This is a genomic window from Azospirillum sp. A26 (genome assembly GCF_042604635.1).
Taxonomy (GTDB): Bacteria; Pseudomonadota; Alphaproteobacteria; order Azospirillales; family Azospirillaceae; genus Azospirillum; species Azospirillum palustre.
Genome location: NZ_CP170472.1, coordinates 1,984,229 through 2,000,232 on the forward strand (window position 1 = coordinate 1,984,229; position 16,004 = coordinate 2,000,232).

The window sequence follows — 16,004 nt, forward strand, 5'->3', positions numbered from 1 at the left end:
GCGCCCACAAGGAAAAGGCCCCGTCTCCAAGGAGACGGGGCCTTTTTTCATCCGGTCCTCATCGAGGAGAGCGGCCGATGCTCAGCCCTGGGCTTCGGCAGCGTGCGCCGCCTGCACCGCCGGACGGGCGGCGACGCGTTCGGCGAAGGCCGTCAGGTTCGGGAAGGACGACAGGTCGAACTTGATGCGCGGCAGCCAGCTCAGCACCGTGTAGGCATAGGCGTCGGCGACGGTGAAGCTGTCGCCGGTCAGATAGGCTTTGCCCGCAAGCTGCTGGTCGAGCACCGCCAGCTTGCCGCTCAGGACCTTGGTCGCGAATTGGCGGTGGGTGTCGGACACCACCTCGTTCAACATCGGGAACAGCGGGACGACGCCCTTGTGCAGTTCCGACCCGATGAAGTTCAGCAGCTCCTGCACGCGGTAGCGCTCCATCGTGCCGGCCGCCGGAATCAGGCCGCTGGCCGGCACCTTGTCGGCGAGGTACTGCACGATCACCGCACCCTCGGTCAGGGTGCCGCCCTCATCGAGCGCCAGGGTGGGCACCTGCCCCTTCGGGTTCACCGCGCGGAAATCGCTGCCGTCGGCCAGCGTCTTGGTCACGAGATCGACCTTGACCAGTTCGAAGGGCAGCCCGGCTTCGCGCAGGACGATGTGCGGCGACAAGGAACAGGCGCCCGGCTTGTAATAGAGCTTCATGTCTCCGAGACCCTCTCTGGGTGGTTGGCGCGGTAATGGCTACCCCAAAGGGACCGCCGCCGCCACCTTTCCCGAGGCCCGGCCCGCCCGGAGAGCGTCAGACGGCCTGTGCCGCCAGCTTCCGCGCCTGACGGTCGATGAACCACCAGGCCCCGCGGGACGCCACGCTGCACAGGCGAGTGTGCGGCTTCAGCCCGCAGGCCTTGAACAGCATGGCGATGGCGCGGTCGACATGCTTGCGGCGATAGCGGCCGAACGCCCGGCGCTTGTAGGCGGCGTTGTAGAGCTTGTGCTCGTAGACGGCGTCGGCCGGCGCGTTGGCCGCGTAATAGGCATAGGCCAGTTCGTCGTCCTCAGACTCACCGATGCGCGACAGCGCCACCTTCAGCCGCTGGACCTTGTTCAGCCCTTCGCGGTCCAGATACTTCTTGGCGTAGGTGTAGAAGATCTTGTAGTGGCGCAGCTCGTCGGCGGCGATGTTGCGGCAGATCTCCTTCAACACCGGCTCGTCGGTCGAATCGCCGATGGCGGCGTAATAGGAGCTGGTGCCGGTCTCCACCATGCAGCGGGCGATCATCTCGCCGGTGCGCGAACCACGGACCGAGGCGTCGAGGTCGATCGGCACGCGATAGCCGGCCCGGAAGCGCTCGACCGCCGCCCGGAAGTCGAAGGTCGGGTCGACCAGTTCGGCCCAGCGGCCCAGCGCCTCGCCATGCTGGACCTCCTCAACCGCCCAGCCGCGGGCGGTTTCCTGGAACTCCGGATCGTCGTTGAAGACGTTGCACAGATAGGCGGTGTAGTCGTCGGCGTTGAATTCCACCAGGGCCGCCGCCTTGATCAGGGGAACCAGATCGGGGTCGATCTTCCCGGCATCGAAACGGTCCCAGGGAAGCTCGTCGATCCGCCAATGCGCACGCGCCATGTTCCGCTCTACCGCCTCGTCTTGGGCCGCATCTCCGCGGCCGGGTCATATCGGGAAAGGGTTCCCTGGTGCCTGTGTCCCCGCCCGCTTATCGGGTGCAGCAGGGTTCACGGTTCAGGCCTTCGAATGTAGTCGGTCTTCACCGCGATGCAACCAAGTCGCAACGCAAACGGGCGGCCTGGATGCCCAAGCCGCCCGTTCGACCGAAGAGATATACGCCGTTTGCCAGGGACCGGGTCGACGGCCGCTACCGCTCAGTGAGCGGAGCCCTGGCTCAGCGCATCCAGCTTGGCACGCGCGACGGCCAGCTTGGACTCGGCGGCGGCCCGCTCGGCATCGGACTTGCTGTCGTCCAGATCCTCGGACAGGTCCTTGATCTGCTTCTCGACCGCGGCGCGGTCCAGGTCGGTCAGCGCAACCGCTTCCTCGGCCAGGACGGTGCAGCGGGCCTCGGTGACCTCGGCGAAACCACCGGCGACGAAGACGCGGTCGACGATGCGGTCGCCCTCATAGACGTCGATGACACCCGGACGCACGGTCGAGATCATCGGCGAATGACCGGCGAGGACGCCGAAATCGCCTTCCGAACCCGGCACCACGACCATGTCCACGGGCTGCGACTTCAGCAGCTTTTCCGGCGAGACCAGCTCGAATTCGACTTTATCGGCCATGGGTTTCCTGGTGCCTCTTCATAGGAACCCCCTCCCCCGCTGACGGGGGGAGGGGGTGTGCTGATGTCGATTTCCGCCCGGCCGTCTCACGCCTCGTCACAAGGGCGATGGGGCCGGGTCGGAATGCCGCAATCCCTGGTGTGGGATCAGGCGGCGGCCAGCTTCTTGGCCTTGGCGATCGCCTCGTCGATGGTGCCGACCATGTAGAAGGCGGCCTCCGGCAGGTGATCGTAGTCGCCGTTCACGATGCCCTTGAAGCCCTTGATGGTCTCTTCCAGCGGGACCAGCACGCCCGGCGTGCCGGTGAACACCTCGGCGACGTGGAACGGCTGCGACAGGAAGCGCTGGATCTTGCGGGCGCGGGCGACGACCAGCTTGTCCTCTTCCGACAGCTCGTCCATGCCCAGGATGGCGATGATGTCCTGCAGGGACTTGTAGGTCTGCAGAACCTTCTGCACCGAACGGGCGACGCCGTAGTGCTCCTCACCGACGACACGCGGGTCGAGGATGCGGCTGGTCGAGTCGAGCGGGTCCACGGCCGGGAAGATGGCCATTTCGGCGATCGAGCGCGACAGCACCGTGGTGGCGTCCAGGTGGGCGAAGGAGGCGGCCGGGGCCGGGTCGGTCAGATCGTCGGCGGGCACGTAAATGGCCTGCACCGAGGTGATCGAGCCCTTCTTGGTCGAGGTGATGCGCTCCTGCAGGGCGCCCATGTCGGTGCCCAGCGTCGGCTGATAGCCCACCGCCGACGGGATGCGGCCCAGCAGGGCCGACACTTCCGAACCGGCCTGCGTGAAGCGGAAGATGTTGTCCACGAAGAACAGCACGTCCTGGCCTTCCTCGTCGCGGAAGTATTCCGCGAGCGTCAGGCCGCTCAGCGCGACGCGGGCGCGGGCGCCCGGCGGCTCGTTCATCTGGCCGTACACCAGGGCCACCTTGGAGCCCGGGCCGTCGAGCTTGATGACGCCCGACTCGATCATCTCGTGGTAGAGGTCGTTGCCCTCGCGGGTACGCTCACCCACGCCGGCGAACACCGACACACCGCCGTGCGCCTTGGCGACGTTGTTGATCAGCTCCATGATCGTCACGGTCTTGCCGACGCCGGCGCCGCCGAACAGGCCGATCTTGCCGCCCTTGGCGTAGGGGGCCAGCAGGTCGATGACCTTGATGCCGGTGATCAGCACTTCGGCGTCCGTCGACTGGTCGACGAAGTCCGGGGCCTGACGATGGATCGGCAGGGTGCGGGCGGCGTTGACGGCGCCGCGCTCGTCGATCGGCTCGCCGATGACGTTGATGATGCGGCCGAGCGTCTCCGGACCGACCGGCACGGCGATCGGGTTGCCGGTGTCCGTCACTTCCGAGCCACGCACCAGACCGTCGGTGCTGTCCATGGCGATGGTGCGGACCGTGCTCTCGCCCAGGTGCTGCGCCACTTCCAGAACGAGGGTCTTGCCGTCGTTCTGGGTGTGCAGGGCGTTCAGGATCGCCGGCAGGTCGCCGTTGAACTGCACGTCCACGACGGCGCCCGTGACCTGCGTGATCTTGCCGACAGAATTGGTGGTGGCCATGGAGTAAAGCTCCCTAGGAACTCGGTAAGTGTCGGTATGCCGTCGCCGGCGCAAATGGGCTTGACCCTACGGGTCGGATGCCGCCGTTACAGGGCCTCGGCACCGGAGATGATCTCGATCAGCTCCTTGGTGATGTAGGCCTGGCGCGTCCGGTTGTAGGTGATCGTCAGCTTGTTGATCATGTCGCCGGCGTTGCGCGTCGCGTTGTCCATCGCGGTCATCCGTGCGCCCTGCTCGGACGCGGCGCTCTCCAGGAGGGCGCGGTAGATCTGGATGGACAGGTTGCGCGGCAGCAGTTCGGCGAGGATCTGCTCCTCGTCCGGCTCGAACTCATAGAGCGGCTTCACCTCGTCGGTAGCCGCGACCGCCTCGCCGGGGACGGCGAACGGAATGAGCTGCTGAACCGTGACGATCTGGGAGATCGCCGACTTGAACTTGTTGAAGACGACCGAGCAGACGTCGAACTCGCCGGCGTCGTACATCGCCAGCACCTTCGTCGCCACCATGTCGGCGTCGCTGAAGCCGAGCCGGCGGCGGCCGACATCTTCGTAGCTCTCGACGATCAGCGAGGCGAACTCGCGGCGCAGCTGGTCGCGGCCCTTGCGGCCGACGGTCAGCACCTTGACGGTCTTGCCCTCGCCCTGCAGGCGCGTGATCTGGCGCTTGGCCTCGCGGACGATGGAGCCGTTGAAGGCGCCGCACAGACCGCGGTCGGAGCTGATGACGACCAGCAGATGCACCTTGTCGGCGCCCGTCCCGGTCATCAGCTTCGGCCCGTTGCCGCTGTCCTGCACGTTGGCGGCCAGGGACGACAGCATCCGGCCCATACGCTCCGCGTAGGGACCGCTGGCTTCCGCCTGCTCCTGGGCGCGGCGCAGCTTGGAAGCCGCAACCATCTTCATGGCCGAGGTGATCTTGCGCGTCGACTGGACGCTCGCGATCCGGTTCTTTAGGTCCTTGAGGTTAGGCATGCCGGCCCTTCAATTCCGCTCGAGGTCGTTCCGTGACCGTCTTTAAGACGGTGGGGGGCGGTTTCCCGCCCCCGCGCGCGGTCGGTCAGGCGAAGACCTTGGCGAAGCCGTCGAGGAAAGCCTTCAGCTTCTCTTCGGTCGCCGAGGTGATCTGCTTGTCGGTGCGGATCGCCGCCAGGATATCGGCGCCCTTGGCGCGGATTTCCGACAGGAACTTGGCCTCGAAGCGGTTGACGTCCTCGACCTTGATGGCGTCCAGGTAGCCCTTCACGCCGGCGAAGATCGACACGACCTGCTCTTCAACCGGCAGCGGCTGGAACTGGCCCTGCTTCAGCAGCTCGGTCAGACGGGCGCCACGGGCCAGCAGGCGCTGGGTCGAGGCGTCGAGGTCCGAGGCGAACTGGGCGAAGGCAGCCATCTCGCGGTACTGCGCGAGTTCCATCTTGATGGTGCCGGCGACCTGCTTCATCGCCTTGATCTGGGCGGCGGAACCGACGCGGCTCACCGACAGACCGACGTTGATGGCGGGGCGGATGCCCTTGTAGAACAGGCCGGTTTCCAGGAAGATCTGACCGTCGGTGATCGAGATCACGTTGGTCGGGATGTAGGCGGACACGTCGCCGGCCTGGGTTTCGATGACCGGCAGGGCGGTCAGCGAACCGTTGCCATGGGCGTCGCCCATCTTGGCGGCGCGCTCCAGCAGGCGGCTGTGGAGGTAGAACACGTCGCCCGGGTAGGCTTCGCGGCCCGGCGGACGGCGGAGCAGCAGCGACATCTGGCGGTAGGCGACGGCCTGCTTGGACAGATCGTCGTACACGATCAGGGCGTGCATGCCGTTGTCGCGGAAATACTCGCCCATCGTGCAGCCGGTGTACGGCGCCAGGAACTGCAGTGGAGCCGGCTCCGACGCGGTGGCGGCGACGACGATGGAGTATTCCATGGCGCCGGCGTCTTCCAGGGTCTTGACGATCTGGGCGACGGTGGAGCGCTTCTGGCCGACGGCGACGTAGATGCAGTAGAGCTTCTTGCTCTCGTCGTCGCCCTGGTTGATCGGCTTCTGGTTCAGGAAGGTGTCGATGACGACGGCGGTCTTGCCGGTCTGACGGTCACCGATGATCAGCTCGCGCTGGCCGCGCCCGATCGGAACCAGGCTGTCGACGGCCTTCAGGCCGGTCTGCATCGGCTCGTGCACCGACTTGCGCGGGATGATGCCGGGGGCCTTCACTTCCACGCGGGTGCGGGTGACGTCGACCAGCGGGCCCTTGCCGTCGATCGGGTTGCCCAGACCGTCCACGACGCGGCCCAGCAGGCCACGGCCGACCGGAACGTCGACGATGGTGCCGGTGCGCTTGACGGTGTCGCCTTCCTTGATGCCGCGGTCGTCGCCGAAGATCACGATGCCGACATTGTCGGTCTCGAGGTTCAGCGCCATACCCTGCAGGCCACCCGGGAACTCGACCATTTCGCCGGCGCGGACGTTGTCCAGGCCGTGCACGCGGGCGACGCCGTCACCCACCGACAGGACCTGACCAACCTCGGCGACATCCGCCTCGGTCCCGAAATTCGCGATCTGCTGCTTGAGGATCGCAGAGATTTCTGCGGCGCGGATATCCATCAGACTGATCCCCCTGAGGCCTTCATGGCGAGTTGCAATTTGTTCAGCTTCGTTCGCACCGAGGTATCGACCATGCGCGAGCCGAACTTAACGATCATGCCGCCGATCAACTCCGGATCGACGGAGGTGTTCACCAGCACCTTGGAACCGATGGACGCCTTGAGCGCGTCGATGACGGCGTTGCGCTGGGCATCGCTCAGCGGCTGGGCCGAGGTGACCTGCGCCGTGACCTCGCCGCGGCGCCGGGCCAGTTCGGCCAGGAAGCCTTCGATCATGCCGTCGATCGAGAACAGGCGGCGGTTGGCCGCCACCAGCCCGATGAAGCGCTTGGTCAGATCGGACACGCCGGCGCTGTCCAGGACAGCGGCCATGGCCTTGCCCTGATCGGCGCGGCTGATGACGGGGCTGCGGACGAGGCGACGGAGGTCAGCGCTCTCGGCCAGGATCTGCTTCAGCGTGGTCAGATCGCTCGCGACCGTGTCCAACGCCTGATTTTCGTCCGCAAGCTCGAACAGCGCGATGGAGTAACGCGCGGCGAGTTCGGATACGCCTGTTCCTTCGGATGCCACCTGATCCCTCGAATTGAGTTCGGTAGACGGTGAATTCGGCGGCCTTATAGGGTGTCAACCCGAGGCACAAACACCCCGGCCGCGAAAGCGAGCGGTCCAATATCACAGGAATCGCGCCCACGCAACGGGGTCTGGACAATTTGGCTGCGGCGTTTTGAGCAACTGCGGAATCATTGGTCGCAACTGCGCTCGCCAATGACTCGAGTCGCTCTCGACTGGTCATACCGGCTGTGACTTCGATGTGGCCCTATTGCCTGTTTAATTCAAGGTTAACCAATCTGATCCACGGTCGGCCGGAACCGCGCGGGTGGGCGATCCGACCTTGGTTTCCCGTCACTTTGCCCCGCCGCAGCCGCTCCAGGCGACCAGGGACCTTATCCGCGATGACCATCCAGCCGACGACCGACACTGTTGCGACTGCCGACGCGGACACCGCCGCCGGCGCCGGCTCCCGCGGGGAAGAGCGCGGGGCGACCGTCATCCAGTTCTGCCGCGCCCGCTTTACCCCGGACGATATGGATGCCTTCGCCACCGTGGCCGAACCGAAGATTCGCGACGGTCATTGGGTCGGTGTGCTGCGCGAGTCGGGACGCGATCACGACCGTCTTCTGGTGCTGCTGCCCGAGGTGGACCGCCCCGTCTTCCGCTTCGAACGCGACGCCAAGGGCCGCTACAGCCTGTCCTTCCACGACCGGTCGGGCTGGTACGGCATCGGCGCCGGCGACAGCGCCGCGGACTGCCTGTCGATCTGGCGCCCGCGCCGCCCGCGGGCTTTCTGACCCGCCTCAGGCCAAGACCGGCGGCCGCCCTGAAATTTCACCATGTAAAAAAGTGACGTGCGGCAACCCGCCGCACCGGTTTCACAAACACCTCGGCGATACGAGCCACCTCAGCGATAGACGCCAACCGCCAGCATGTATGGCTTGCCGTTCAGCACCAGACGGCGGGCGTGCATCGTCTTGCGCGCGACCTGTCCCGTCAGCGGATCGATCCAGCGATAGGTGACGTCGGTCCGTCCGTCGCGCGCCACCCCGTCCAGCGCCTCGCGGATGAAGGGCTTGCCCTCGATGTCGTGCAGCTCGTTCAGGTTCGACCCGTTCAGCGTCGCGGTCCAGCCATGGGCGACCATCACCCCCTTGTCGTCCAGCAGCATCGGGTAGAGGTCGCGGTCGGTGAAAGCGCTATCATGGCCGGCAAACGCTTCGGCCGCCGCGTCCGGACCGATCCGCTCCAGCAGCTGCTGGGCACGGTCGATCATCGTCAGCGCCTCGGCGTCGGTGCCGCGGGTGCGGGCCGGAGCGCCGGCGGCGAACGCGATGACCACCAGCAGCAGAAGAACCGGCAGCACGGTCAGCAGGGTTTGCCGCTGAACGCGCAGACGAAGCTTGGAGAGCATGCCGACCATCAGCCCGACCCTGTCCCTGTGACGTTTGGCTCCGCGGGTTTCATCCCGACAGGGATGTTTCGATTCGGAACCATCCCTGCCGTGGTAATACCATGTCCCGCGCTGTGCAATGGACCAAACGTCACAGGTGCCATGCCGGATCGCCCACAGGATCGCATCGTGTCAATTCGCCGCAGCTTGGTCCGGTCGCCTTAACCGCACCTAAAGGAAGCTGTAGGGATCGACATCGATCTGCACGCGGATGGCCGGCGGGATCTCCACCCGGTCCAGCCACTCCGCGATCAGCGGCTGAACCTGGGTGCTGCGCGGCGCCTTCATCAGCAGGCGGCGGCGGTGCCGTCCGCGCAGCAGCGCCAGCGGCGCCGGGGCCGGCCCCAATATATGGACGGTGTCGCTGCGCGGTGCCGCACGGCCCAGCGCCATCGCCACCCGCTCCACCAGCGTCGGGTCCTCGCCCGACACGATCAGCGCCGCCAGCCGGCCGAAGGGCGGCATGCCGGCCTCCAGCCGCATCTCCGCCTCCAGCTGATAAAAGCCGTCGCGGTCGCCGGCGGCCAGCGCCTGCATCACCGGATGTTCGGGCATGAAGGTCTGCAACATCACCCGGCCCGGCCGTTCGCCGCGCCCGGCCCGTCCCGCCACCTGATGCAGCAGCTGGTAGGTGCGCTCCGCCGCCCGCAGGTCGCCGCCGTTCAGCCCCAGATCGGCATCGACCACCCCGACCAGCGTCAGCATCGGGAAATGGTGGCCCTTGGCCATCACCTGGGTGCCGATGATGATGTCCAGCTCGTGCCGGCCGATGCTCTCCACCATCTCCTGGATGGCGCGCGGGCCGTGCAGGGTGTCGGACGCCATGATGGCGGCGCGGGCGTCGGGGAACAGCTCCGCCACCTCTTCGGCAATGCGCTCCACGCCGGGACCGCAGGCGGCCATCGTCCCTTCCTCGCCGCAGTCCGGGCAGGCATGGGGCAAGGGCTGCTGCAAACCGCAATGGTGGCATTGCAGCTTGCGGGCGAGCCGGTGCTCGACCAGCCACGCCGTGCAGTTCGGGCACTGCATGCGGTGGCCGCAGGCGCGGCACAGGGTCAGCGGGGCATAGCCGCGGCGGTTCAGGAACAGCATCGCCTGTTCGCCGCCGGCCAGTGTGTCGGTCAGCGCCTTGCGCAGGCTGGGCGCCAGCCAGTGCCGGGCCGGAGGGCGGTCGCGCCGCAGATCGACCAACTCGACATCGGGCAGCACGGCGCCGCCATGGCGGGACGGCAGCTCGATCCGGGCATAGCGGTGGCTGTCGGCATTGACCTTGGTCTCCAGCGACGGCGTGGCCGACACCAGCACGATCGGCAGCCCGCCGAGATGCGCCCGCGCCACCGCCATGTCGCGGGCATGGTAGATCGCCCCCTCTTCCTGCTTGTAGGCGGAGTCGTGCTCCTCATCGACGATGATGACGCCCAAATCGGGATAGGGCAGGAACAGCGCCGAGCGGGCGCCCACCACCACCGGCACCTCGCCCTTCGACACCGCGCGCCATGTGTCGCGGCGCTGCGCCCCGGTCAGTTCCGAATGCCATTCCGCCGGCGGCGCGCCGAAGCGGCGGGCGAAGCGGTCGAGCCACTGGGCCGACAGCGCGATCTCGGGCAGCAGAACCAGCGCCTGTTTGCCCTGCTCCAGCGCCGCGGAGATCGCCTCGTAATAGACCTCCGTCTTGCCCGATCCGGTGACGCCGTCGAGCAGGACCGTGGAATAGCATCCCGAGGTCACCCGCTCGCGCAGATCGTCGGCCGCCCCCTGCTGGTTCGCCGACAGGGTCGGTCCGGGCCGGCGCCAGTCCGGCCGGCCGAGCCGCGTCGGTTGCAGCATCACCGGGTCGAGCAGCCCGGCCTCGGCCAGCCCGCGCACCACCGTCACGCCGCAGCCGGCCTCCTCGGCCAGCTCCGCCGGTGTGCGCGGAGGCCCATCCATCAGCAGGGCCAGGATGCGCTTGCGCGGGTCGGTCATCTTGAAGCCGGGTGGCGGTTCCGCATCCGGCTTGCGCAGATAGGCCAGCATCGGCTTGGGCGGCTCCAGCGCCGACGGCACGCTGACCGCCATGCGCAGGACGAAGCCCGGCGGCGTCATGGTGTAGGCGGCGACCCATTCGACGAAGCGGCGGCCGACCTCTGTCATCGGCGGCACGTCGAACCGGCGCACCACCGCCTTCAGCCGGCCGGACTCCACCGTCCCGGCGCCGGGACCCCAGACCACGCCGATCAGCCGGCGCGGCCCCAGCGGCACCTCGACGAAATCGCCGGGAACCAGCTCCATTCCGTCGGGCACGCGGTAGTCGTAGGCCTCGCGCAGGGGCAGCGGCAGCAGCACGGCGACGCGGCGGTCCGACCCGCGCTGCTGCGGCTTCGCCGGGAAATCCGCGGAATTTGCCGCGGAATCGCCTTCGGGCTGCCCCGTTTCGGGCACGTCCCCAAGAAGATCCCCCTGAAAGCCCGGGGCGGAACTGGCGGAAATCGAACGCATCGGCTAGAGTGGCCTCATGTCCCGGGCACCGGGCGGGACGGCGCGTCGGTCAGCTTTCCGGCGCGGCCGGTTCCGGTCAACATCAGCAAGCATGGACCCTTCGTCATGAAGTTCTTCGTCGACACCGCCGACATCGCCGAGATCCGCGATCTGGCCGATACCGGTCTGCTGGACGGTGTTACCACCAACCCCTCCCTGATCGCCAAGTCCGGCCGTCAATTCCTCGACCTCGTGGCCGAGATTTGCGACGTGGTCAACGGTCCGGTCAGCGCCGAGGTGGCGTCCACCGACTTCGAGACCATGCTCGCCGAGGCCCACAAGATCGCCAAGATCTCCCACCGCGTCGCGGTGAAGGTGCCGCTGACCCCGGCCGGCCTGAAGGTCTGCAAGATCATCTCGTCCGAAGGGACGATGGTCAACGTCACGCTGTGCTTCTCCCCCGCCCAGGCGATCCTGGCGGCCAAGGCCGGCGCCAGCTTCGTGTCGCCCTTCGTCGGCCGCCTGGACGACATCGGCCAGGATGGTATGGGCATCATCAAGGACATCTGCGAGATCTATAACAATTACGACGCCTTCAAGACCGAGGTGCTGGTCGCCTCGATCCGCAACCCGATGCACATCGTCAAGGCCGCCCGCCTGGGCGCCCATGTCGTGACCGCGCCGGCGTCGGTGCTGAAGCAGCTGTTCAACCACCCGCTGACCGACAAGGGTCTCTCCCAGTTCGTCGAGGACTGGAAGAAGACCGGCCAGTCGATCCTGTAAGGCGGGCCGGAGCGATCATGGCCGACAGGGGCCGCGAACCGGGCCACCCCCCGCGTCAGGCGTCGACGCTCTCTTCGGAGGATGTGCGCGCCTATCTGCGGACCCACCCGGACTTCCTGGCCCAGAACGCCGATCTGGTCCACCATCTGACCCCGCCGTCGCTCGACCGCGGGCGTGGGGTGGTGGACCTCCAGGCCTTCATGGTCGACCGGCTGCGCGCCGAGGTCCGCACCCTCAAGGACCAGCAGCGCGAGCTGATCGGCACCAGCCGGGCCAACCTGAACAGCCAGAACCGCATCCATGCCGCGGTTCTGTTCCTGCTCGATGCCCAGAGCTTCGAACAGCTGATCCAGACCATCACCACCGACCTCGCGGTCCTGCTCGACCTCGACGTCGCCTGTCTGGTCATCGAATCCAACGGTACCGACATCCCCCATGTCCACCGCTCCGGCGTGCGGGTGGTGGAGCCGGGCGCCATCGCCGACCGGCTGGGCCGCGCCGACGTGGTGCTGAACACCGACATCCAGGGCGATCCAGAGATCTACGGTCCCGGCGCCGGCCTCGTCCGGTCGGAGGCGCTGATCCGCATCCAGGTCTCCAGCGAGACGCCCGACGGGCTGCTCGCCTTCGGCAGTCGCGAACCCGACACCTTCCACAGCGGCCAGGGTACCGAGCTGGTCGGCTTCCTCGCCCGCGTGATCGAGCGGGTGATCCGCGGCTGGCTGGAGCTGCCGGCGTGACCGAACCAGTTCTGGGTTTTTCCGCCAAGCCCGATGTCCAGGATGCGCTCGCTCACTGGCGGCGCTGGATGGAGAGCGAGAAGGCGGTCTCCCGCCACACCCTGTCGGCCTACACCGCCGATGTGGGAGAGTTCCTGCGCTTCCTCACCGAATTCCGCGGCGGCTCGCCGCCCTCGCTCAACGATCTGGGCGACCTGAAGGCGGTGGATTTCCGCGCCTGGATGTCCCGGCTGGCGATGGACGGGCTGGTCGGGGCCAGCCGGGCGCGCAAGCTGGCGTCGGTGCGCAACCTGTTCCGCTGGCTGGACCGCAGCGGCCGGCTGCACAACCCCGCCGTCGCCACGCTGGCGACCCCGAAGGTCAAGCGCCCCGCCCCGCGCCCGCTGACCGAGATCGACGCCGACCGCCTGCTGGAGGAGGCCGAGCGCGACCGCGAGGAGCCCTGGATCGGCAAGCGCGACCGCGCCCTGTTCACCCTGCTCTACGGCTGCGGCCTGCGCATCTCCGAAGCCCTGGGGCTGGCGCGCAAGGACGCCCCGCTGGGCGACACGCTGCGCGTCACCGGCAAGGGGCGCAAGGACCGCATGATCCCCGTCCTGCCGGCGGTGACGGACGCGGTGCGCGCCTATATCGAGTCTTGCCCCTTTACGCTCGCGCCCGACGGCCCCCTGTTCGTCGGCACCCGCGGCGGCCGGCTGAACGCCAGCGTCGCCCAGCACCAGATGCAGAAACTGCGCGCCCTGATGGGCATGCCGGACAGCGCCACCCCGCACGCCCTGCGGCATAGTTTCGCGACCCACCTTTTGGCGGACGGCGGCGACCTGCGCGCCATCCAGGATCTGCTCGGCCACGCGTCGCTCTCCACGACCCAGCGCTATACGGATGTCGAGAACGAGCAGCTGATGAATGTGTACCGCAATGCCCATCCGCGGGCGCGCAAAGGCTGACGCTCGCCGCCTCTAAGCGCCTGTGCATATTGGGGTATTCATTTCTAGGCTTATGTCGGCGTTACGCGCCGTGGGGCAGCAAGCTGAATGCCGACGCTCACGATAGAATCCCTCAATTGAAACAAAATTACTTTCTAAGACTTTCAAACCTCCTCCGCCAAATTCTTTAAATTATCTGACAGAACAGCTCGGAGATAATACTTAAGGCCGAAAGACGAGATTTGACCCCTTAATTCTCGTTAACCTACCATTAATTTTGAAGATCGACAGTTCCCTCCATCCATGTGGCGAAGACGGGGGAAAGACTTTATGCAGACGAAATCCATCCAATCGAAGATTGCAGTGCTGTCGGGCTTCTGCCTGGCAGGCACCGTCGCCGTGCTGGTCGGCTTCGCCGTATTGTCGACCCGCTCAAGCAATGAGTTCGTCACCGGGAACGTCGAACGGATCCTCGAAAGCAAGACGACGGAGTCCCTGCAGAATCTCGCCGCCACCCAGGCCGGATTGCTGCGGTCGGAGTTCGACACCGCGCTGAACGCCGCACGGGCAATGGCAAGCGGCTTCTCCAGCCTCGCCGACGACGGGGCGCCCGGCAATGTTCCGCTGGACCGGCGGCGTGAGGCCTTCAACGGCGTGCTGCTGTCGGTGCTGAAGCGCAACCCGCTGTTCAACGGCACCTATTCGGCCTGGGAGCCCGACGCGCTCGATGGCCGGGACGAGGAGTTCCGGGGACGCCGCGAGACCGGAACCGACGCCACCGGCCGCTTCATCCCCTACTGGAACCGCGACCAGAACGGCCGCATCGCCATGCAGCCGCTGGTCGAGTACGACAGCCGCGACCGTCACCCCAACGGCGTGACGAAGGGCGGCTGGTACATCGGCCCGCAGGAGACCGGGCGGGAAAGCGTGCTCGACCCCCTGCCCTACATCGTGCAGGGCAAACAGGTGTTCCTGGCGACCCTGTCGGTTCCGGTGGTCATCGGCGGCAAGTTCCGCGGCGTGGCCGGCGCCGACTTCAACCTCGACTTCGTCCAGCAGCTGTCGACGAAGGTCAGCGCCGCGGTGTTCAACGGCCGCAGCCAGGTTGTCATCATCAGCAACATGGGTTTGATCGTCGCCCACAGCGCCCGGCCCGACCTGATCGGCCAGTCGATCTCCACCTTCGACGCCTCCTGGCAGGCCGATCTGGCGAGCGTCCAGGCGGGCAAGCCGCATGTCGATATCGAAGCCTCCACCAACATGCTGCGCAGCTTCGCTCCCATCACGCTCGGCAACACCGAGAAGCCGTGGGCCGTGCTGGTCCAAGTGCCGAAGGACATCGTGCTGGCTGACGGCATGGCGCTGTCCACGGAGCTTGGGGAGCGGGCCAATTCCAACATCCTCTGGCAGGTCTCCGTCGGTGCCCTGGTCGCGCTCGGTGCCGTCGCGGTGATGTGGATGGTCGCCGGCGGCGTCGCCCGGCCGATCCGCGCCAGCGTCGCCTTCGCCGAGGGCATCGCCGCCGGACGCTTCGACCAGACGCTGGACATCCGGCAGTCCGACGAGGTCGGCGCGCTGGCCGAGGCCCTGCGCAAGATGATGGCCGAGTTGAAGCGGATGATCGACCAGCGGGCGGAGGATCAAGCCAGGGCCGATGCCGAGCGCCGCAAGGCCATGCTGCAACTGGCCGACACTCTGGAAGCCCAGGTGATGAACGTGGTGGACGGCGTCGACCGCGCCGCACAGTCGATGACCGGCACCGCCCAGACGATGACCGCCACCGCGACCCAGACCAGCCAGCAGGCCGGCGTGGTCGCCAACGCCTCCCAGGACGCCAGCAGCAACGTGCAGACCGTCGCCAGCGCGACGGAGGAGCTGTCGGCCTCGATCCAGGAGATCGGCGAAAGCGTCAACCGGTCCGCCCAGATCGCCCGCGAGGCGGTGGAGGCGGCCCAGCAGGCCAACGGCCAGGTCCTGAGCCTGACAGAGGCGGCGGAGAAGATCGGCACGGTGGTACAGCTGATCCAAGACATCGCCAGCCAGACCAACCTGCTGGCGCTGAACGCCACCATCGAGGCCGCCCGCGCCGGAGAGGCTGGCAAGGGCTTCGCCGTGGTGGCCCAGGAGGTGAAGAGCCTCGCCAGCCAGACCGCCAAGGCGACGGAGGAGATCGCCGGCCACGTCACCGGCATGCAGCGGGTCACCGGCGAGACCGCCGGCGCGATCAAGGGCATCGGCGGCATCATCGCCCAGATCGACGAGATCTCCACCGCCATCGCCGCCGCGGTGGAGGAACAGGGCTCCGCCACCGCCGAGATCGCCCGCAATGTCCAGCAGGCCGCCAGCGGCACCCAGGAGGTGACGAAGACCATCGCCGACGTCCGCAGCGCCGCCGTCGAGGCCGGCCATTCCGCCGAGAACGTCCTGTCGGTCTCCGGCCAGCTTGCCGGCGACGCCGGCCGCCTGCGCACCGCGGTGAACGGCTTCCTGTCGACCATCCGCGCGGCGTGACGGGCTGCACGTGCAGACGGGCTCCCCTGCCGGAGGGCGGGGGAGCCCTTGCCATCCGCCGCCTTTGCCGCCCGCCGCCGTTCCGGCTGTTGACGCCCCTTCGCCATCTCCCCACACTATGGGCCGCTGGCCGGAGATGG

At 67.3% G+C, this 16,004-nt stretch carries 14 protein-coding genes; 5 read left to right on the top strand and 9 right to left on the bottom strand.

What is annotated here, in order from left to right; genetic code table 11:
* Nucleotides 1-81 precede the first annotated feature (81 nt).
* From gstA to ABNQ39_RS10025, 7 genes are all read right to left on the bottom strand, one after another.
* A complete protein-coding gene (gene gstA, locus ABNQ39_RS09995) occupies nt 82-696 on the bottom strand; it encodes a glutathione transferase GstA (protein ID WP_376957365.1) in 615 nt (204 codons plus the stop codon).
* Between the two features lie 97 nt (nt 697-793).
* Entirely contained in the window at nt 794-1,618 is an 825-nt protein-coding gene (locus ABNQ39_RS10000; protein ID WP_376957367.1) for an acyl-ACP desaturase, read from the bottom strand.
* A 254-nt stretch (nt 1,619-1,872) separates the two neighbouring features.
* Complete coding sequence (locus ABNQ39_RS10005; RefSeq protein ID WP_109048033.1) at nt 1,873-2,289, bottom strand: F0F1 ATP synthase subunit epsilon; 417 nt, start codon at nt 2,287-2,289, stop codon at nt 1,873-1,875.
* A gap of 146 nt (nt 2,290-2,435) precedes the next feature.
* Nucleotides 2,436-3,857, bottom strand: coding sequence for a F0F1 ATP synthase subunit beta (gene atpD, locus ABNQ39_RS10010; RefSeq protein ID WP_109048034.1), 1,422 nt, complete (start codon nt 3,855-3,857; stop codon nt 2,436-2,438).
* A gap of 86 nt (nt 3,858-3,943) precedes the next feature.
* Complete coding sequence (locus tag ABNQ39_RS10015; protein ID WP_376957369.1) at nt 3,944-4,828, bottom strand: F0F1 ATP synthase subunit gamma; 885 nt, start codon at nt 4,826-4,828, stop codon at nt 3,944-3,946.
* A gap of 85 nt (nt 4,829-4,913) precedes the next feature.
* A complete protein-coding gene (gene atpA, locus ABNQ39_RS10020) occupies nt 4,914-6,443 on the bottom strand; it encodes a F0F1 ATP synthase subunit alpha (RefSeq protein ID WP_098739059.1) in 1,530 nt (509 codons plus the stop codon).
* Nucleotides 6,443-7,012, bottom strand: a complete 570-nt coding sequence (locus ABNQ39_RS10025; protein WP_098739058.1) for a F0F1 ATP synthase subunit delta — start codon at nt 7,010-7,012, stop codon at nt 6,443-6,445. The genes atpA and ABNQ39_RS10025 overlap by 1 nt, the downstream gene beginning before the upstream one ends.
* 383 nt (nt 7,013-7,395) lie before the next feature.
* Here ABNQ39_RS10025 and ABNQ39_RS10030 point away from each other — a divergent pair, with 383 nt between their 5' ends.
* Complete coding sequence (locus ABNQ39_RS10030; protein WP_376957372.1) at nt 7,396-7,791, top strand: hypothetical protein; 396 nt, start codon at nt 7,396-7,398, stop codon at nt 7,789-7,791.
* Between the two features lie 110 nt (nt 7,792-7,901).
* Here ABNQ39_RS10030 and ABNQ39_RS10035 read toward each other — a convergent pair whose 3' ends face one another.
* Nucleotides 7,902-8,408 carry a cache domain-containing protein gene (locus ABNQ39_RS10035; protein WP_246307125.1) on the bottom strand — a complete coding sequence of 169 codons (507 nt, stop codon included), beginning with the start codon at nt 8,406-8,408 and terminating at the stop codon, nt 7,902-7,904.
* Nucleotides 8,409-8,618: 210 nt separating this feature from the next.
* Nucleotides 8,619-10,868 carry a primosomal protein N' gene (locus ABNQ39_RS10040; RefSeq protein ID WP_428846393.1) on the bottom strand — a complete coding sequence of 750 codons (2,250 nt, stop codon included), beginning with the start codon at nt 10,866-10,868 and terminating at the stop codon, nt 8,619-8,621.
* A gap of 162 nt (nt 10,869-11,030) precedes the next feature.
* Here ABNQ39_RS10040 and fsa point away from each other — a divergent pair, with 162 nt between their 5' ends.
* From fsa to ABNQ39_RS10060, 4 genes are all read left to right on the top strand, one after another.
* The gene (gene fsa, locus ABNQ39_RS10045; RefSeq protein ID WP_063635338.1) at nt 11,031-11,687 is read left to right on the top strand and encodes a fructose-6-phosphate aldolase; all 657 of its coding nucleotides are present in this window, start codon (nt 11,031-11,033) and stop codon (nt 11,685-11,687) included.
* A gap of 17 nt (nt 11,688-11,704) precedes the next feature.
* Complete coding sequence (locus tag ABNQ39_RS10050; RefSeq protein WP_098739055.1) at nt 11,705-12,427, top strand: DUF484 family protein; 723 nt, start codon at nt 11,705-11,707, stop codon at nt 12,425-12,427.
* Nucleotides 12,424-13,374 carry a tyrosine recombinase XerC gene (locus tag ABNQ39_RS10055; protein WP_376957374.1) on the top strand — a complete coding sequence of 317 codons (951 nt, stop codon included), beginning with the start codon at nt 12,424-12,426 and terminating at the stop codon, nt 13,372-13,374. The genes ABNQ39_RS10050 and ABNQ39_RS10055 overlap by 4 nt, the downstream gene beginning before the upstream one ends.
* A 309-nt stretch (nt 13,375-13,683) precedes the next feature.
* Nucleotides 13,684-15,864, top strand: coding sequence for a methyl-accepting chemotaxis protein (locus ABNQ39_RS10060; RefSeq protein ID WP_376957376.1), 2,181 nt, complete (start codon nt 13,684-13,686; stop codon nt 15,862-15,864).
* The last annotated feature ends 140 nt before the right edge of the window (nt 15,865-16,004 follow it).